This is a genomic window from Xanthomonas axonopodis, assembly GCF_001304695.1.
Lineage (GTDB): Bacteria > Pseudomonadota > Gammaproteobacteria > Xanthomonadales > Xanthomonadaceae > Xanthomonas > Xanthomonas axonopodis.
In genome coordinates this window covers 1-21,003 of the sequence record NZ_JFAQ01000147.1, presented here as the reverse complement: position 1 = coordinate 21,003, position 21,003 = coordinate 1, and the positions used below count along the sequence as shown (strand labels likewise).

At 64.3% G+C, this 21,003-nt stretch carries 6 protein-coding genes and 1 pseudogene; all 7 read left to right on the top strand.

Annotated elements, in window-relative coordinates; translation table 11 throughout:
- The first annotated feature begins 7 nt into the window (after positions 1-7).
- Positions 8-2,365: a glucosidase family protein gene (locus XAXN_RS13595; protein ID WP_054319927.1), complete on the top strand. Its 2,358-nt coding sequence runs from the start codon at positions 8-10 to the stop codon at positions 2,363-2,365.
- A gap of 470 nt (positions 2,366-2,835) precedes the next feature.
- A complete protein-coding gene (locus XAXN_RS13590; RefSeq protein ID WP_054319926.1) occupies positions 2,836-5,652 on the top strand; it encodes a TonB-dependent receptor plug domain-containing protein in 2,817 nt (938 codons plus the stop codon).
- 404 nt (positions 5,653-6,056) lie between these two features.
- Positions 6,057-10,424 carry an Ig-like domain-containing protein gene (locus tag XAXN_RS13585; RefSeq protein ID WP_054319925.1) on the top strand — a complete coding sequence of 1,456 codons (4,368 nt, stop codon included), beginning with the start codon at positions 6,057-6,059 and terminating at the stop codon, positions 10,422-10,424.
- Positions 10,421-12,007 (top strand): family 43 glycosylhydrolase, encoded by a 1,587-nt coding sequence (locus tag XAXN_RS13580; protein WP_054319924.1) that lies wholly within the window; start codon positions 10,421-10,423, stop codon positions 12,005-12,007. Before XAXN_RS13585 ends, XAXN_RS13580 begins: the two co-directional genes overlap by 4 nt.
- Before the next feature lie 313 nt (positions 12,008-12,320).
- Positions 12,321-14,720 carry a S9 family peptidase gene (locus tag XAXN_RS13575; RefSeq protein WP_054319923.1) on the top strand — a complete coding sequence of 800 codons (2,400 nt, stop codon included), beginning with the start codon at positions 12,321-12,323 and terminating at the stop codon, positions 14,718-14,720.
- Positions 14,721-15,191: 471 nt separating this feature from the next.
- Positions 15,192-18,078 (top strand): annotated as a pseudogene (locus tag XAXN_RS13570) (TonB-dependent receptor plug domain-containing protein).
- 145 nt (positions 18,079-18,223) lie between these two features.
- Entirely contained in the window at positions 18,224-20,629 is a 2,406-nt protein-coding gene (locus XAXN_RS13565; protein WP_054319922.1) for a glycoside hydrolase family 127 protein, read from the top strand.
- The last annotated feature ends 374 nt before the right edge of the window (positions 20,630-21,003 follow it).

Sequence of the window (21,003 nt, the reverse complement as noted above, 5' to 3'; positions counted from 1 at the left end):
CGCAACGATGGACCGTAGAACCTTTCTGCGTCAGGGCATGGCGGCCACCGCGGCGGTGGGTGCAGGTGCCGCACTGGCAATGCCGGCCACAGCCGCCGCTGCAACCGCGCTGCCTGCGCCAGCACTTCCCCGACTGGAACCGCTGCCGTCGGCCGCGCATGTCGGCAGCACGCTGTGCAGCTTCACCCACCTGCAACAGCACTGGACCATCTACGAGCATCTCGACGACTCCCAAGGCCAGCTCACGTTGTGGACCGACAGCGGCATGCTGCGGCTGGACAAGCGCACCGAGCCGGCCTATCCGGCGGATGGCAAGCCGTACTTCGGGCTGCCGCTGGCCGAAGTGGCAATGGCCGAAGCCGACCTGCTGGCCGACCGCCTGCTGCGCGATGGCGACCCGGACGAGGCGCAGGTACGCGACGTAGCGCCGCCGCCCGCGTCCTTGCTCGACCCTAAGGACAACGGCGGCCGCTGGCCGTGGACCACCTTTGTGGGCACACGCGAAAGCCTGGACACCATGCCCATCCTCCCCAACGGCCGCAGCCGCACCTCCCGTCCGGAACATGCCTTCGCCGAACTGGGCGAGGAAGCGCTGATCAAGCACCGCGAAGAAGGCATGCTCGGCGGCTGGATGCCGGCGGTGCGCAAGGTGATGCGTCGCGAGGGCGAGCCCGACAGCTGGTACGACTTACTGGTATTTGCCGACGTGCGAGCACGCGATCGCTTCGTGGTGCAGACCTGGCACCGTACGATGAAGGTAAAAGCCGGCGCCATCGTCGCGGTGCACTACACGCACAGCTACCCCGAATTTGCGCCCTCGCGCAGCGCCGCCACGGCCAAACAGTTCTACGCCGCGCTGATCGATTTCGCCGCGTATTGGCAGCAGGCGCTGGAGGGCACCGTGCAGGCGCAGTTTCCCGATGCGAGCTGGAACGACATGGCGCAGTTCGCGTTTGCGCGCGAGCTGGTGGTGCGCCCTGGCGGCGATTACCCGAAGTATGGCGCGGTGGAGCGCGACTACTACGGCAACGAATACGACGGTTTCCAGGACACGTTCACCAGCTCGTTGTACGCCAACCTGGAGTGGGGGCGCTTTGCACAAGCGGCAGCGGTGCTCGATAACTACTTCGACGCGTTCGTGCAGGACGATGGCCTGCCGAACATGCGCGGGCCGGAGGTCGGGCAATTCGGGCTCACCTTGTCGTTGCTGGCGCGGTACTTGCGTTACACCGGCGATGCGCCACGGCTGCGTCGCGTGCTGCCCAAGATCGCCGCCACCGCGCAGGTGTTATGCGCCTTGCACGACCAGGCGCTGGCATTGCCGCGCACGGCGCCTGGCCATGGATTGCTGCACGGCTGGAACGAATCCGATGCCTGCCTGTTTCCCGATCCATCGCTATGGTGGAAGCCGTATTACGCCAATAGCGCGTTGAGCATCCGCGGCTGGGAAGACATTGCACAGGTGTGGAGCACACTCGATGGCGACGCTGGCCAGGCCACGCAGTGGCAACGCCGCGCCAAGCAACTGCGTGCGCGACTGGAGGCCAGCCTGCGTGCCAACGTGCGTCGCGATCTCTCGCCGCCATACGTGGGCCCGTTGCCCGGCACCAAACTGACCTTCCGCCAATCGCTGCTGCAGGAAAAGCCCAGCGAACAGCAATGGCCGCACCGTGCGTATGCCGAACTGCTGCAGGCCGATGTGTTGCCGGACGACCTGGCCCACTTGGTGATCGATTGCCTGCGTGGCCACGGCGGCACCAGCATTGGCGTGGTGGCCAACATCGCACAGCCGGAGCCGGGCAGCCGCGATCTGCTCGGTTTCATTTCCTATGGCTATGCGCAACAGCTGCTGCGGCTGGATCGCATCGAAGAATATCTGTTGTTCGTCTACGCGCACCGCTATCAAGTGCACACGCGCGGTAGTTGGACGGCCGGCGAAGTGAGCGGCATTACCGGTGGCATGCCGTTGTTCTGCATACCGGCGCAGATGACCATCCCGTTGCTGCTGCGCTGGATGCTGGTCAGCGACGACAGCGCGGGCGAGCAGTTGTTTCTCGCGCGTGCGGTACCGCGCGCGTGGTTGGGCAGTGGTGCGCCGGTGGGCATCACCGCAGCGCCCACGCGCTGGGGCACGGTCACCTTGACGCTGCGCACCGACACGGCGGCGCATTGCATCAACGCCGATGTGGAGCTGCCGGAGCGCGCACCCACGCGCACCTGGCTCAGCCTGCGCGCACCTGCAGGCACACGCTTGCAGCACGTGCTGGTCGATGGCAAACCGGCGCGCGTCCAGGGCCTGCATGCAGATCGGGTTGCCTTGCCTGGTGCTGCTGCGCTGGTGAAGGTGCAGGCGTGGTACGCCTGAAAACGGCGAGGCGATGAACAAGCGTCGCCATTGTTGCAGTGTTGCTGGACATGGCGCACCACAGTGCCGCCTTGCTATTGGATGCAGGTGCTTTGGTCGATCGCAGAGACCAGGGTGCATCGGATGATCGTGCCGAGATGTTGCCGCTTGGGCAATGCAGGCATGCCCGAAAGCAGGCGCAAGCACGCGATTTTCCGCATGAACCCCGACTAAATTCGTCAAGACGGCGCAGCGGCGTTGCCGCAAGATTTTTTTAACGTAACGCGTGTGCCAAGGCATGTGCTCTCATGGGAGAGCGGTGTCGTTGCAGTTGCCTTTCTTGCATGCGTAGAGAGCTGCCGTTGAGACGGCAGTCCGGTGCAGTCTCTATCGTGATCGATCTCCCATCTATGCGCTTTGCCGGTGCGGCTTGGCTGTGCGCGGCCGTGCAGGAAGGTGCGCCGTACCCTGTGTCAGCACGAGGATTTCCGATGTCGCCCAGCCGCACTGTTGCTTTTCCCAAACGACGCGTCTTGCAGACCACCAGGCTCGTCAACGCGCTGCTGTTTGCACTGGCGGTTGCCGCCGTGCCGGCCGCCGCGCAACAGCATGGCGATGGTGCAGACGATGCCACGCAGACCTTGGATCAGGTCAACGTCACCGGCACCCATCTGCGCCGCGTCGATGCCGAAACCGCCAGCCCGGTCGTGGTGATCGACCGGCAGCGTATCGAAGACAGTGGGCAGAACACACTAGGGCAGCTGCTGCAGCGCTTGCCGATGATGGCCGGCTTCCAGACCGGGCCTGCACTCAATTCCAACTTCAGTCACGGCCGTGCGCTGGTGTCGCTACGCAATCTCGGGCCCGAGCGCACGCTGGTGCTGGTCAACGGCCATCGCATGGCAGGGCCTGCCAGCAGCGTGGCGTCGGCGCCCGGCGTGGACGTCAATGCAATCCCCGCAGCAATGGTGGAGCGCGTGGAAGTGCTCACCGACGGTGCGTCGTCGGTATACGGCTCCGATGCGATCGGCGGGGTGGTCAATGTCATCCTCAAGGACAAATACGACGGATTCGCCGCAACCGCGGACTACGCACAGAGCACCCACGGCGATGCCAATCGACGCACGCTCGGGCTGGAATGGGGCAAGACCTGGGACCGCGGTGGGCTCATCCTGGGCCTCAGCCAAAACTCGATGAACCCGGTGTTCAATCGCGATCGCAGTTATGCGGCAAAGCAGGTGGAATATCTCGATGGGCAGGTCAGCGAAGTTCGCGGCGCCAACACCCGTGCCTTCCTGACCGATGGGCGCGTGCTGACGCCGGTGGCCGGTGTCGCGCCGGGTCCGGTCGGCGAAGAGGCTTTTCGCCCCTACAATCGCGCCACCGACAGCTACAACGTCTACGACGCGCAGTACCTGATCACCCCGATCAAACGCACCAATGCCTCGCTGCACGGCAGTCTCGACTTCACCCCCAGCGTGCAGGGCTACATGGACGTGTTCTGGACGCGCAGCAAGACGGTCTCGCGCTTGGATGCCTACGGGCTGGAAATGGCGGACGCGGTAGACAACTACTACAACCCGTTCGGCGATCAACTGGACGCCTACTATCTGCGCTCCCCGCAGGCCAATACGCGCGTCTACACCTCCACCATGTTCCAGACCAATGTCGTGGCTGGCTTGCGCGGGCGCGTCGACGGCACCAGTTGGCAGTGGGATGCGGCGGCCGGCCATGCACGCTACAAGGACACCTTGGTGCGTACCGGTTTTTCGATCACCTCGGCGTTGAACAACGCAGTCGGTGCCTCGTTCCTGGACAGCGATGGCGTAGTGAAGTGCGGCGCGCCTGGCGCAGCGATCGCCGGTTGCACGCCGATCAATATTTTCAACCCCAACGACCCGTCCACCATCGCCGCATTGCGTGGCACGCAGCGGCCGGTGGACCTGATTGACAAAAGTCAGATGCGCTTTGTCGACATCAGCGCCAATGGCGATCTGTTCAAGCTGCCGGCCGGAATGGTGCAGGCGGCCGTCGGCCTGGCGTATCGCACCAACACGTTCGCGCAGGGCACGACGAGCGAGGTGGCCGCTGCCGATGCCGATGGCAATTGCGACTACAACGATGGCTGCATCCTAAAGCAGGGGCGCGACGAGTCGGTCAGGGAAGCCTATGCAGAATTGCTGGTGCCGCTGTTGAAGGATGTGCCGTTCGCCAATGTGTTGAACCTGAGTCTGGGCTCGCGCTATTCCAACTACGACGCCTGGGGCAGCACCGCCAACAGCAAGGTTGCGATCGAGTGGCGGCCAATTGCGAATCTGCTGGTGCGCGCCACTGGCTCGCAGGTGTTCCGGGCGCCGGCGTTGGGCGATTTGTATGGCTCGCCCTACAACGGCGTCGTCGACAACACCGGCGACTTCGAGGACCCGTGCACAGGCTTTACCGGCACGCCAAATCCGGCCTGCGCGAACGTGCCCAACGATGGCAGCTTCACCAATACCGCGCAGTTCAACGTGGTGACTTCCGGCGCCAATAACGTGGGTTTCAAGCTCAAGCCCGAGCGTGGCCGCTCCTACAATGTGGGGTTGGTCTACGACCCGGATCAGGTGCGCGGGCTGTCGCTCAACGTGGACAGCTGGCGAGTCGTGCTGGACGACATGCTGAGCGGTGTCGGCTATCAGCAGGTCGTCAGCGATTGCTTCGACGGCAGCGAAGCCGCGTTCTGCCCGCTGATTCAACGCGATGCCACCGGACAGTTGACGCGGGTGTCGGTGCCGTTCGCGTACAACAGCGGCAAGGTCGATATTCGCGGCTACGACGCTGGCATTCACTACACGCTGGCCGATACCGCCTGGGGCACGTTTGCGCTGGGGCTGGATGCGACGTTCTTCTCCAGTTATCGCTTTGCGGGCGATCCGCATAATTACGTTGGCGAAAATTCCAGCTGGGGCAACATGCCGCGCTGGCGCGCCGTGGCTAATCTGGCCTGGGACAACGGCCCGTGGCATGCGAGCTGGAACACCCGTTACCTGGGCCGCACGGTCAACGGTAGCCAGTACGAAAACTTCTGCGTCGACACCAATGCCGATGGCAGCTGCGCCTATTTCCCAATCGGCTCGGTGGTGTATCACGACGCCTCGCTGAGCCGGAAGATCGCATCGCTGCATAGCACGCTGGCGGTGGGCATCGACAACCTGGGCGACCGCAAGCCGCCACGGTTCTACAGCTACTCCAATGCGGCCAATACCGAAGCGAGCACCTACGACACGCTCGGGCGGTATGTCTGGAGCCGGCTGCGCGTAGAGTTTTAGAGCAGCTAACAAGGCAGCAGACAGGTGTCAGGCAGCGTAGGCGTCGCATCGCACCTGGAACGCAGTGGGCGCGCGGTACATGCCGCACCGAACAATGGCGCGCCTACGTGGCGGAAAGCTGGGGTTGGCCTGCATGGCCTGCGTCAGCCGGTAGGTTCGCGGCCGGCGGTTCGCGTCATCTGTCGCCACGGTCGCTGCGCGTGGTGGCAGACGACGCGCAGCAAGGTTCGCTGTGCATCGCTGCACTTCGTGTTGACGCAGGTGTTGCCGGCGCAAACAACTATGGTGAGACGGCTGCATTACATCGCTTGCGATGCAGTGGGGAGTATCGCAGCTGTCTATTGTCCGATGCACACCAGCCGCCGCATCGATCGCGCTGTCTTGCACGCTAATGGGGTGGATGCATGAGGAATTCACGCTGGAAGTCGTTCCTGGCGCGGCACCGGCGCTGGTTGCGTTTGACCCGACGCACCGGCGCTGCTGCGCTGTTGTGGACATGCGTCATGCTGGGCTGGCCACTTGCAATCGCACAGGAAGCCCCGGTCGCCCAGCCCAATGCGATGATCGGCGAGCCGCTGTTCCGCGGCCTTGACCACCCGATGCCTCCCAGCGCGGTGCCGTTTGCGCCCGGCGGGCAACTGGCACGGATCTACGCGGCCGATGTCGCGCATGGGGCAGGGCAGGCGCCGGGAAACGATTTCTGGATCGACCGCATGCTGGTGCGCGAGGGAACCGGCGGCGGCTGCGACGATCGCAACGACTGGTTGTTTACACGTGGTCGCGCCGCGTATCTGACCTATCACGAGCCCGATGCGCCGGGCTTCGTCGGGCAGGTGGCGTATTGGCATACCACCGATTACGACGCGCTATTCCACATCCACTCCACGCTGGGCAAGCGTCGTATCCACTGGAAGGAGCTTTCGCAGCAAAGGCGACAGACGCCGAGCTATTTCAGCACCGTGTTCGAAGCTGCCGACGCCGGCGTGCGCATGCGCCTGGTCAAGTACATCACCGAGCAGAATGTGGCGGTTGCCAGCGTCGTGCTGTCCAGTCTGGATGGCACGGCGCACACGCTATCGCTGCAAGCGGTGTCGCCGATCGCGCAGCATGCCGACGGCAACGAGCTGACCGGTGCATTTAACGCCTACAACCACATCACGACGGTCTTCCCCCGCCTTTCCGGCGATGGCTTCCGCGTCGAGGGGCAGCGTCTTGTGCGCGATGTGGAGATCCCCGCCAGCGGCGAAACCGCGGCGATCAAGCTGCAGCTCGGCATGCTTACCCGCGAGTTGCCCGAAGCCCGAGCAGAGTACATGCGCATTGCCGCGCAAACGCCGCAGCAGGCCTACCAACAGCACGTGGCCAGCTACAACCGCTGGTGGGTGGACAACCTGCCGTACCTGGACACGCCCAACGAGAACATCAGCAAGAGCCTATTCTATCGCTGGTGGGTGCTGCGCTTCAATTTTCTCGATGCCAATGTGCCCGGTAACGACTATCAGTTCCCGGTCGCCATCGAGGGCGTGCTTGGCTACGACAATGCGATCGTGCTGACCGCCGGGATGTTCCTGGACGATCTGAAATACCTGCGCAATCCACTGTATGCCTATGGCACCTGGCTCAGCGCGGGCGAGACCGCCGGCGGTGGCAAGTACACCGACAACCCTGGCTCGCCGGAGAACTGGTCCAATTCCTATGCGCAATACATCACGGCCGCGGCATGGCGGTCGATGCAGATCCACGGCGGCCCGGCGGCGCTGGCGGGCAAGCTGGCGCGCTATGGCAGCGGTGACGTGGACGATGTACTGGCTGCCTACGATCTCAATCACAATGGGCTGATTGAATACGACTGGGCGGCGATGACCGGCAACGACGCCGATGCGGTGTCGTTCGGTTGGGCCGACCAGCACGGTCAGATCCGCATGGATCGCACCGAGAGCGCCTACGTCTACGCCAACGCGCAGGCGGCGGCGCAGGCCGCGGCGCTTGCGGGCGATACCGCCACCGCGCAGCGCATGCAGGCCACCGCGCGCCGCATCCGCAAGGCCTTGCTGGAGGTGCTGTGGCAGGATCACAGCGACGCCCCCGACTCGGTCGGACTGTACGGCGATCTGCTCAAGCATCGCCAGGCCGACGGCCCGCGGCTGGCGGTCGATTGGAAGGAAACCAACAACTACTATCCCTTCAGCGTGGGTCTGATGCCCAAGCAGGGCGATCCTGACTACGCCCCCAAGTATGTGCGGGCGTTGCGGCTGTTCGCCGACGCAGCGCAATACCCGCTGTTTCCGTTCTACACCGCCAACCAGGTGGACATGCAGGCGCGCGGCAGCGGCGCCGATGTGGGCAGCAATAATTTTTCCACCATCAATGCGACCGTGGCATTTCGTCTGTTCGGCTCGGCCTTGCGCGATTACCCCAGCCCGTATCTGAACGCGCAGAGCTACCGCAAGCTGCTGTACTGGAACGCCTGGGCGCCCTTTATCAATGGCGACAACCGCTACCCCGACCAGAACGAATTCTGGGCCAAGGGCAGCGCCAGGAACGGTGGCAAGATTGGGTATCGCTCGTGGATCCACCATACCCAGCTGGGCGCGACCAACTTCACCATGATCGAGGATGCGATGGGCTTTCGTCCGCGCAGCGACGGCAAGATCGAGCTGTATCCGATCGATATCGGCTGGGACCACTTCGCCGCCGACAATCTGCGCTATCGCGACCGTAATCTGAGCATCGTCTGGGATCGCGATGGCAGCCATTACGGCGGCCGGCTGCCGAAGGGCTATAGCGTCTATCTGGATGGCCGCCTGGCATTTCGCGTGGACCGGCTGGCACACGTGATCTACGATCCGGCCAACGGGCAGGTCAGTGCCGCACCGGATGCGGTCAACCGCAATGGCGCAGCGCAAGTGCTCGAAGCCCATCCCGCGACCTTGGCATCGATGACGCTGGTGCCGTTTGCTGCGGGCACGCGGGTGGCGCAGATCCTGGCCAAGGCCGGTGTGGATGTCGCGCTGCCGCCAGCGCATCGCCGCAACCTGGCGCAGGGTGCGCGTGTCAGCGCCAGTTTCGCCGCCGCCGGGTTACCAGCGACGGCGGCAGTAGACGGCAGTACTGCCAGCACGCCGTTCTGGGGCACTGCCGGCTCGCCGTCGGCCAGCGACTGGATCGCGCTGGACCTGGGCAGCATGCAGACCCTGGATCAGGTCGTGCTGTACTTCTATCGCAGCTCGTCGCCGGGTGGCGACCAGAACGGCTTTCCCTCGGGAACGCGGCCTGGCTACGCGGCGCCGTGGATCTACGCCGTGCAATATCAGGATGGCAGCGGTGTCTGGAAGAACGTTCCCGGGCAGGTGCGCGATGCCACATTGGCGGAGGGCAATCGCAATCGGGTGCGCTTTCCGGCAATCCATGCCACGGCGCTGCGCGTGGTGGTGACCCACGCCGGCACGGCGCGCACCGGCATCAAGGAAATTCAGCTGTTCGATAGCGGCTTGCCGGCGCCGGCATTTGCGGGCAACGCGCCGCCGCAGGTGCAGGCATGGCAGCTGGACACCCCTGGCGCTGATGGCGCTGATGGCGCGGTGGCGGTGCAGGGGCGCGTCGGCGATGACGGCTTGCCCAATGGCACGCTGCAGGTGCGCTGGCGCGTGCAGCAGGCGCCGGAGGGCGGCGATGCGGTGTTTGCCGATGCCGCCGCGCTACAGACCTCGGTGCGTTTCACCCGTCCCGGGCAATACACCTTGCGTCTGGTGGCCAACGACGGGGCGCTGATGGGGCATGCCGATGTGCCCGTCAGCGCAGCCGCCTCGCGGCCGCTGCAGAGCATTCCATTGCAGGCCATGGCCAGTGTCAGTGCGCAGCTCACCGGCATGCAGTACCGCCTGCAGGCCTTGAACGATGGCTTCATCCCGCAGGCGGGCAGTTTTCCCAGTGGCAGCCTGCGCTGGGGCAGCTACGGGCTCGACCAGCCGGCAACGGTGTGGTTGCAGTATCAATGGCCACGTCCGGTGCGCTTGTCGTCGAGCACGCTCTATCTATGGAACGACCAGCCCAATGGCGGCGTGGCAGCGCCTGCCGGTTGGAAATTGCAGATGCTGCAGGACGGACGTTGGCAGGACATCGTCAGCAAGAGCGGCTACCCGATTGCCGCGGGGGCGACGGGTGCGGCGAGCACCGCCAGCTTTGCGCCGATCGTGACCACCGGGCTGCGGGTGGTGTTGACGACGCAGACCAAGGGCGACGGACAGGCCGCCATCGGTGTGGACGAATGGCAGGCACTGTCTGATCTGCCCAAACAGGTGGAGGCGATCGATCTGCGCACTGCCCCCGGGCAACTGCCGACGCTGCCGCAGGAGATCACCGCATTCTTTGCCGATGGCAGTGTGCTGCCGGTGGCGATGCAGTGGTCCGAGCTGGCCGCCAGCCGTCTGGGCCACGAAGGTGCGGTGGAACTGCAAGGCTTGGTCGAGGGCGCGATTCCCGTCAAGGCCACCATCTGGGTACGCGCAACGCCGCCCGGGCAGATCAACACCGTGCAGCCGTTGCCTGCGGTGAGCGCAGTGGTCGGGCATGCACCGACGCTACCGGGCTTTGTGACTGTGCAATACAACGACGGCTCGCGCGAACGCTTGCCGGTGCAATGGCCCACGTTGCAGCCTGCGCGTTACGCTCAGCCTGGCGAGATCCAGCTCACCGGCACCGCGCAAGGGCGTGCACCCACCGGACACGTATCGGTGCCGCTGGTGGTGCAGATCAAGGCGGCTGCGCCATGATGCGCACGTTCTCACGGTTGCTGGTGCTGACGTGCGGGTTGTTGCTGGCCAGCGCTCCGGCCTGTGCCATGCAGCCGCCGCAGGCAACGCGGCTGCGTGCACCCGGCAATCCCATCCTCGCCGACGGCAGCACGTATTCTGCCGACCCGGCGCCATTGGTGGCCGATGGCAAGCTGTACATCATTGCCGGCCGCGATACGGCTCCTCCCAATCTCAATGCCTTCGTCATGCCCGGCTGGCAACTGTTCGTCAGCAGCGATCCGGCCAGCGGCGACTGGACCCACTACCGCGATCTGTTGCGGCCCCAGCAGGTCTTTGCCTGGGCATACAAGCGTTATGCCTACGCGGCGCAGATCGTGCAGGGCCCGGATGGGCGCTATTACCTGTATGCGCCGGTGCAGCAGCGCGATTCACCCAATGTCGACCCATTCGCGATCGGCGTGGCGGTGGCCGACAATCCGCTCGGACCGTGGACCGACGTGCATCCGCAGGGTCCGGTGGTCTCGCAGTCGGTGCCGTATCGCAACGACATCCAGAACATCGACCCGACCGTGATGGTCGACGACGACGGGCGGGTGTATCTGTATTGGGGCACCTTCGGCGCGTTGTACGGTGTTGAGCTGCAGCGCGACATGGTCACCTTCAAAGGCACGCCGGTTCTGGTGGACACGCTGGACGGCTATTTCGAAGCGCCCTGGCTGTTCAAGCGCAACGGCACCTACTACCTGGCGTATGCGGCCAACAATGCCGGACGTCTTTCGCCATGCACGCCCACGCTGTATCACGCCTGCATTGCCTACGCGAGCGCGCCAACTCCGTTGGGCCCGTGGACATACCGCGGCATCGTGTTGCCACCGGTGTCTTCCACCACTTCGCATCCGGGCATCGTTGAATTTCAGCGACAGTGGTATCTGGTGTACCACACGGCCGACGCGCACGGCGGCGGAAATTTCCGTCGCAGCGTGGCGATCGACCGGCTGGAATGGGACGACAGCACGCAACCGGCCAGCATCCGCACCGTCGTGCCGACGCGGCGTCCAACCCCTCCCGCGCCGCCTATGCGCAATCAAGCGCCATCGGCCTACGCAACCGCGTCCAACGGTCCGGATATCCCGGTGCAATACTGGATCGCTGCGCTCAACGACGGCATCGTCAAGGCCAATCCTTTGCCGCCGGAAATGTGGGCCAGCTGGACGGAGAACAATCCACCGCAGCAATGGCTGCAATACAGCTGGGCGCAACCGATTACCGTGGATCGCACGCGCATCGTGTTCTGGGCCGATCACCCGGCCGGTGCCGACGTCGGCGTGGCACCGCCAGCGCGTTGGCATCTGGAATACCGGAACGCGGGGCGATGGCAGCCTGTGCAGCCGAGCCATGGGTATGGCACGCGGACCGATCACTATGAAGCGGTGTCGTTCGCGCCGGTGACAACGCGCTGCGTGCGTGTGGTCATGGACGCCTCCGGCAACGCGGCCAGCTACGCCGCACTGGCGGTACAGGAATGGGAAGTGCTGGCGCCACAGCCGCAACGCCTGCCATCTGCCACGGCCGCCGACAGCAAGCGTTGCGATGCGCCGTGAAGCAACTGACAAGGCGCCGCATGCGGCAGTCGAACGATGGCTGAGGGCGCGCAGGCAGTGGGGTGCACTGCCGGGGTACGACGAATTGGCTTGCGCGCACTGGCCGCGTGTGGCTTGCGAACGTGGCCCATGCGTTTCAGTCGCGCTGACGCGCTTCACCCCGGATGACCGGAGATGTACCGCATCCGTGCAGACGGCGCGCCTGCGCCCCTGGCGGCTTGCCGCGGCGTACTTGGTATATGTCTGCCGCAGCGATTGCGGTCAGCAGCTCGGCCATCGTCCATCAACGCCACACTGTCTTTCCAATGCTTCCATGAGGTCGCAGGTGCCACACATTCCCGTCATGCGTTTTCGCACCATCGCCACCTGGTGCATGTCTCTCGCCCTCGCGCACATCGTGTCGGTGACTGCGGCGCCACTAGCCGCTCCCACGCCGGCGCAGTACACGCAAGCGATGGGCTTGTCCGATCGCTATGCCTCGCTGGTGGACCGGCAGCCTGCGGCGCCAGTGTGGGTGGATGCCGGGCATTTTCTGTATCGGCGTGGGGTGGCGCGCAGCAACCAGTTGCCGGTCATCGAATACCGCCTGGTAGAGGCGGCCAGTGGCCGCAACACACTGGCCTTCGATCACGCGCGGCTGGCTGCAGCATTGACGCAGGCTGGCGCCAGGGCGGTCGACGCAGCGCGACTGCAGCTTGATGAGCCCACCCTGGAACAGCAGCGCCTGAGCTTCCAGTTGGCGAAACTGGGCTGGCAGTGCGATCTGCTGCGCTATCGCTGCGCACATCTACCCGAACGCGACGTGCCGGCCGAATCGATGGACATGCGGCTACCGTTCAAACAGGGCGAGCAGCAGGCCAAGGTATCGCCGGATGGCCGCTGGCGCGCCTGGGTGGAGCAGGCCAACCTGGTCATCGCGCCGGTCGGCAGTCACGAGCGCAGCGTGCTCAGCCACGATGGCAGTACGCAGGATTACTACGCACTCGACAGCGTGGTGTGGTCGCCGGATTCGCAGCATCTGGCGGCGTATCGGGTCAAGGCACCGCCGCCGCGGATGGTCTATTACATCGAGTCGGCGCCCGCTGATCAGCTGCAACCCAAGTTGCATCAACAGGTGTACCCCAAGCCGGGCGATGTGCTGCCGGTGATGCAGCCGGTCTTGTTCGACATCGCCACGCACGCAGCGCATCCGGTGGCGATGACCTTGCTGCCCAATGCCTTCACCTTGAGCGAGATGGTCTGGTGGAAGGACAGCCGCGGCTTCACCTTTGAATACAACGCGCGCGGGCACCAGCTGTATCGGGTGATCGAGGTGGACGCACGCACCGCCGCCGCGCGCACGCTCATCGAAGAAACATCGCCCACCTTCATCGAATACTCCGAGCTCAGTGGCGAGCATGAAGACGGCGGCAAACACGCGCGCCAGGATCTGGACGATGGCGCGCAGATGGTGTGGGCCTCCGAGCGCGACGGCTGGGAGCATCTGTATCTGTACGATGGCCGCCGCGGCGAGCTGATCCGCCAGATCACCCGCGGCGACTGGGTGGTGCGCAAGCTCGATCGCATCGACGAAGCCGCAGGGCAGGTGTACTTCACCGCCTCGGGCATGCAGCCCGGCGAGGACCCGTACTACCGCCACGCGTATCGCGTCGGCCTGGACGGCAACGGGCTCACTGCGTTGACGCCGCTGGCTGCCGATCATGAGGTGCGCTATTCGCCGGATGGAACGTGGCTACTGGATCTTTACTCGCGCGTGGATCTGGGCCCGGTGCTGGAGTTGCGGCGCAGCGCAGATGGCGGCCTGGTACGCACGGTGGAGCGTACCGACCTGACCCGCCTGCTGGCGGCAGGGTGGCAGGCGCCGCTGCCGTTCCACACCACCGGGCGCGATGGCAAGACCGAGATCTGGGGCGTCATCCATCGCCCGCAGCAGCTCGATCCGCAGCAGCGCTACCGGGTCGTCGAAGACATCTATGCCGGCCCGCAGGGCGCATTCGTCCCCAAGCGCTTTACCACCGCCACACCGTCGCTTACCGGGATGGGATTTGCGGTGGCGCAAATCGATGGCATGGGCACCAACAACCGCTCGCGCGCTTTCCACGATGTAGCCTGGCGCAATCTCAAGGACGCCGGGTTGCCGGATCGTATCGCCTGGCACAAGGCCGCCGCAGCGCGGTACCCGTGGTACGACATCGGTGGCGGTGTCGGCGTCTACGGCACCTCCGCCGGCGGGCAGAACGCATTGGGTGCGCTGCTGTTTCATCCGGACTTCTATGTGGCGGGTGTGGCCAACTCTGGGTGTCACGACAACCGCATGGACAAGATCTGGTGGAACGAGCAGTGGATGGGCTGGCCGGTCGGCCCGTGGTATGCCGCATCGTCGAACGTGGAGAATGCCGCGCGTCTGCAGGGGCATCTGTTGCTGGTCACCGGCGACATGGACATGAATGTCGACCCGGCCAGCACGTTCCAGGTCGCCGACCGCTTGATCAAGGCCGGCAAGGATTTCGATCTGCTGGTCGTGCCGGGCGGCGATCACGGTGCCGGTGGCGACTACGGCAGGCGCCGCCTGCTGGATTTCTTCCTGCGCTGGATGCAGCAGGCGCCAACGCCGGAGTGGAATCGCACCACAGCAGCGCCGGCCGCCCCGGCGCCACAGCAGCGCCGGCCGCCCCGGCGCCGTGATGCGCGCGCTGCGGGTCGCGTACGTTGATTTGATTGCGTGCGCGGCACATCGAACCCGATGCATCGGTCCGCGCGCTGATCCTTGTCAGCTTGATCTGCACCCAATCGCCGCCCAGCAGTGCGCATGCGTGCGGACGCGAGCGCGCTCGTGCCGCCACGCATGATCGTTCAGTTGCGAACCATGCTGTTTTCCGCATGCGCGTTCGCCAAATGCGACAAGACGTAGCGTCTGCGCACGGGCACATTGTGACCAACTGATGAAAACTGGAGCGCATACGCGCATCCAGTGTGGACTGCACCACCGTTCTGGCAACACGCATTGCTGCGCGACTGTTCAGTCGCCATGGCCGCACGTTGTCTGCGTGTCTCCAACACGACCGTTGCCAGCGGTTTCGCTGCAGCAGCGTGCGTCTGCCATCTACGTCGCCCTGCGCCGCTGTACGCCTGCACGGGCAGGTATTGCCCACTGTTTGTCTTTCGTCGCACTCAGGAGCCTTGCATGCCGATGTTGCCGTTGCCTCTCTCCCGCACGACCAGCGCCAGCATGCGGCCGTTGCCGAGCACGCTCACCACCGCGCCGTTGTTGGCGCTGTCGGCAGGTGCGGTTAGCCCGGTGGCTGCGCAGCAGGCGACTGGTGGCGATGCGACGCAGACGCTGGACAGCGTGGTCGTCACCCGCTCGCGCCTGCGCCGGGTGGATACCGAAACCGCCAACCCGGTCGTCACCGTCGGCCAGCAACAGATTGCCGCCACTGGGAAGGCGACCGTGGGCGATCTGCTGCAGGAATTGCCATCCATCGCCGGCAATGCCACCAATCCCTACACCAACAACGGCGGCGGCACCGGCGCCTCGGCGATCTCGCTGCGCGGCCTGGGCGACAAGCGCACCCTGGTGCTGGTCAATGGCATCCGCCTGGCCTACAACGACGTCAATGCCATTCCTTCCAGCATGATCGGACGCATTGAGGTGCTCAGCGATGGTGCGTCTGCGGTGTACGGCATCCGATGCGATCGGTGGCGTGGTCAATTTCATCCTGCGCTCGCGCTTCGACGGCGTGCAGTTCAGCAGCGACTTCGGCACCAGCAGCGAAGGCGATGGCAACCGCCGCAACTTCACCTTGACCGCCGGCAAGACCTGGGAGCGCGGCAGCCTGATCGGCGGCCTGTCGTATCACAATATCGATGCCGTATCGGCAGCGGCGCGCGGCTACTCCAAGGACGCGCTCGCGCTGACCAATGGTCAACCGGTGAAGCAGGGCTCCTCGCCACGCCAACCGGCTTCAATGACGGGTCGGATCAATCGCAGCTGCTTGCACAGTCCAACGGCTGCGGGCGCGTCACCCTCAACAGCGGCGTCAGCGGGCGCGCTGGCCTGGGCGATTTCCATTGTGATAACGCTGCTGCAGATTCCTACAACTACCAGCCGTTCAATCTGTTGCAGACACCGCAAAAGCGCACCAATGCCTTCCTGCTGGGAACCTACCGCTTCAGCGACAGCGTCGAGGGCTATGTCAATACCTGGTTCAGTAAAACCGAATCGGCCTCGATCATTGCGCCGATTCCGATCTTTTCCAACGGCGACAGCATCCTGGTGTCGGCGCAGAGTGACTACAACCCGTTCGGCGTCAACGTCGGCACCGACCGCACCACCGGCACCTCCTACAACGACCTCAATACGCGTGCCAACGTGCTGGGCAATCGCCGCTACCAATACAACACCTACAACTTCCAGATCAGCCCGGGCCTGCGCGGTCGCTTCGGCGACAGCTCCTGGCAGTGGGATGCCACCTTCAACTACGGCAAGGTCAAGCAGAAGTCGATCAATAACGGCTTTCTCGACTATGCCGCGTTCAATCAGGCCATCGGGCCATCGTTCCTGGACAGCGGTGGCACGGTCAAGTGCGGTAGCGCGGGTGCAGCGATTGCCGGCTGCACGCCGTTGAATTTCTTCAACCTCAACGACAGCGCCAACCTGGCCACGTTGCAGGGCATGGTGGTCAACCCCATCGTGACCAGCGTGTACACAGTCAAGCAATTCGAGTCCAATGCCAAGTGCACGCTATTCGCGTTGCCGGCCGGTGAGGCCAGCCTGGCAGCCGGCATTTCCTACCGCAAGGAACGCTACAGCACCGCCTCGGATCCACTGTGGACCGGCGATGAAAACGGCCTGTGCGGGGCGATCGAATTTTGCTCGTCCAGTTTGAGCGGCAGTTTCGACGTCAAGGAAGCCTATGCCGAAGCACTGTTCCCGCTACTCAAGTATCTGCCCGGCATCAATGCGCTGAACATCACCGTGGGCACGCGCTTTTCCGACTACAGCTCGGTGGGCAGCAAGACCAATAGCAAGCTGTCGCTGAAATACCGCCCCATCGAAAATCTGCTGCTACGCGGCACCGTCTCGCAAGTGTTTCGCGCATCGAATATCAGCGAACTTTACACCGGTGTGAGCGGAGATTCGGCAACCGTCAACGATCCGTGCAATGGCTACACCGGCGGCAACACGGTGGCGTGCGCCAACGTGCCCACCGATGGCAGCTACCAGCAATCGGACGGGCAGGTGTCGGGCAAGGCCTCCGGTGCGGCAGTGGCCGGCTACCAGCTCAAGCCGGAAACCGGCAAGTCCTACGACGTTGGTTTCGTGCACGACCCGCAATGGGTCGATGGCCTGTCGCTGAGTGCGGACTGGTGGCGCATCGATCTGGAAGACACCATCACCACGGTGTCGGCACAGACGGTGCTCAATCAATGCTTCGCCAATTCGGCCAGCGCGTTCTGCGCGCTTATCCATCGCAACGGCAACGGCACCATCAATTACATCGCCGAGCCCACCGTCAACCTGGGCAAGCTGTGGGCCAAGGGCATTGACTTCAATCTGACCTACCGCCTGCCGGCGACCGCCTGGGGCAATGTCACCGCCGGCCTCAACGGTACCTATCTCACCCGTTACGACGTGCTGCCCGACACCACCGACCCCAGCTCGGTCACCATTCACAACGTGGGCCGCTACACCCAGGCCTACGGCAATTTCCCGCGCTGGCGCGCATTGGGCACGGTCAGCTGTGCATTGGACGATTGGAGCGCCACCTGGCGCATCCGTTATGTGGGGCATACCGCCATCGGTAATTCGGATCCGGACCAGAGCTTGTCGGCCGATTCCAGCGAACCGACGGTGGTGCGCAACATTGGCGCTTACGTCTACAACAACCTGCAGCTTTGCTATAACGTGGAGCCGTGGCATACGCGCTTGGAAGTCGGCGTAGACAACATCGCCAACAAGCAGCCGCCGTTGTATTACGCCAACAACGTGGGCAATGCGAACACCGACGTGGCAGACCTACGATCTGCTCGGGCGTTTTTACTGGGCACGTCCAACGGTGAAGTTCTGAGGGTCCTGGCGTGTTGCGGCGCTGCGCGGCCGAATGCGATCGTTCGTGCAGATGCCATGTCACGGCCAGCGTTGCTCGGGCAGTTGCGATCACGTTGTTGCGACCACGCGCATGCGTGCGCGCTTTCAGGAGTTAAGCTGATCCCATGACGGAAGCGCACCCAAGCGAATCGATCTGCAACCACACACCGTCGTTGTCACGGCGGCGCTTTCTGGCCTGGAGCAGCCTGGCAGTTGCCGCCGGGTTCCTGCGCTTCCCGGCCCAGGCCAACGCTGCGCAACCGGGCAGTGTGCACGCGGTGCCGCTTGCGCAGGTCAGGCTTACGCCGTCGTTGTTCCTGGATGCGCTACAGACCAACCAGCGCTATCTGATGCGGCTGCAGCCGGACCGGCTGTTGCACAACTTCGTGCTGTATGCCGGCCTCGCCCCGAAGGTGCCGGCCTATGGCGGCTGGGAAGCAGACACCATCGCCGGTCATACGCTCGGCCACTATCTCAGTGCGCTGGCACTCATGCATGCGCAGACCGGCGATGCGCAATGCCGCACGCGCGCGGCCTATATCGCCAGCGAACTGGCCCGCTGCCAGGCGCACGCCGGCGATGGCTACGTGGCCGGCTTCACGCGCAAGAACGCAGCCGGGCAGATCGAAAGCGGGCGCGCGGTCTTCGACGAACTCAAGCGCGGCAAGATCGATCCGGCGCCGTTCTATCTCAACGGCAGCTGGGCGCCGCTATACACCTGGCACAAACTGTTCGCCGGTTTGCTCGACGTGCATGCGCATTGCGATAACGCGCAAGCGCTGCAGGTCGCGGTGGGTTTGGCTGGCTACCTGCAAGGCATCTTCTCCGCGCTCGACGACGCGCAATTGCAAAAGGTACTGTCGTGCGAATTCGGCGGCCTCAACGAATCGTTCGTCGAACTGCATGCGCAAACCGGCGACGCCCAATGGCTGGCGCTGGCGCAGCGCCTGCATCACCACGCCGTGCTCGACCCGCTGGTCGCACAGCGCGACGAATTGGTACACCAGCATTCCAATACCAACATCCCAAAGCTGATCGGCCTGGCCCGCGAGTACGAAGTCACCGGCGATGCCGCATCGGGCGCCGCGGCGCGCTTCTTCTGGCACACCGTTACCGACCACCAAACCTATGTGATCGGCGGCAACGGCGACCGCGAGTATTTCCAGCAGCCGGACAGCATCTCGAAGTTCCTCACCGAGCAGACCTGCGAGCATTGCGCCAGCTACAACATGCTCAAGCTTACCCGGCACCTGTATCAATGGGGCCCGCAGGCGGAGCTGTTCGATTACTACGAGCGCACCTTGCTCAACCACGTGATGGCGCAGCAGCACCCACGCACCGGCATGTTCACCTATATGACGCCGCTGCTGGCCGGCGAAGCGCGCGGCTGGTCGTCGCCGTTCGACGATTTCTGGTGTTGCGTCGGCAGCGGCATGGAAGCGCACGCGCAATTCGGCGATTCCATCTACTGGCAGGACGGGCAGGGCGTGTACATCAATTTGTACGTGCCTTCCACGGTGCGCGACGCCGCTGGGCTGGACATGACCTTGCACAGCGGGTTGCCGGAACAGGGCAGCGCCTCGCTGCGCATCGATGCCGCGCCGCCAGAGCAACGCACGCTCGCACTGCGCGTGCCAGGTTGGGCGCAACAGCCGCGTCTGCAACTCAATGGCCAGCCTGTCGATAGCACCGCCAGCGATGGCTATCTGCGGATCACGCGCATCTGGCAGCGCGGCGACACACTGAGTCTGGCGTTCGACATGCCGCTGCGCCTGGAAGCGACCCCGGACGATCCCGCCTGGGTCTCGGTGCTGCGTGGGCCGCTGGTGCTTGCCGTGGATCTGGGCGATGCCGCCAAGCCATGGTCGGGCAAGACCCCGGCATTGATCGGGGGGCAAGACATCCTGCAACGCCTGCAGCCGATGCCAGGCAAGACAGCCTTCGTCTACAGCGATGGCGCGCAGCAGTGGCAGTTGTCCCCGTTCTACGCCCAGTTCGACCGCCGCAGCGCGGTCTACCTGGAACACCGCGACGCCGCTGCATGGCAACAACGCCAGACCGAACTGGCGGCAGCGGCGGTGGCGCAAAAAGCACTCGACACCCGCGCGCTCGATCGCATCGTGCTAGGCGACGATGCCTCTGAAAAGGCACATGCCCTGCACGGGGAAAATTCCAACCCGCTCAGCTACCGCCGCCGGCCCGGCCGCGACGTGCGTAGTGGCGGCTTCATGGCCTTCACCCTGCGCAATACCGCCCAGGCCCGCATCCTGCGCCTACGCTACTGGGGCGACGAAACCCGCCGCCGCTTCCGCATCCTCGCCGACGGCGAACTCATCGCCAACGAACGCCTTGACGGCAACCGCGGCCTGGATTTCGTTGATGTGGACTACGCACTCCCAGCAGCAGTCGCTGGCCGCGACAACTTGCAGATCCGCATCGAGCCGGAGACTGGATACTCAGCCGGGCCGGCGTTTGGGTGTTGGGTGTTGGGTGTTGGCGTCGGCGTGAGCGCTGGAGCGAGTGCCTCTTGAAGGTACAACGAGGTCCTTGCGCGACCTCTGCAGAGCGCATGGCACCGCAGAGCGAAGAAACCGCGCCCGCAGCTACACGTAAGAACTCAGACATGCAACATCAAGCCCTTCTCCCCGCGGGAGAGGGGTGAGGGTACGGCGGCGAAGCCCCTGTGCAGTTTCAGCAGTGCAGAAATTGCACTGCTGATTCGCGAGCTAAGAAAGGTCTGATCAACGCGGCCGGACGACACTGCGAGACACATCGGTCGCGTTGACCGCGCTCAGACCTTCGATTTTCCGCCGTTTCCGGCGCATTTTCGGGTTGTTTGCCCCATTACAGGCACACCTTCCCCACGGCCAGGCATCAACTGCTTTCGCTTCATCCACAGGTTCGA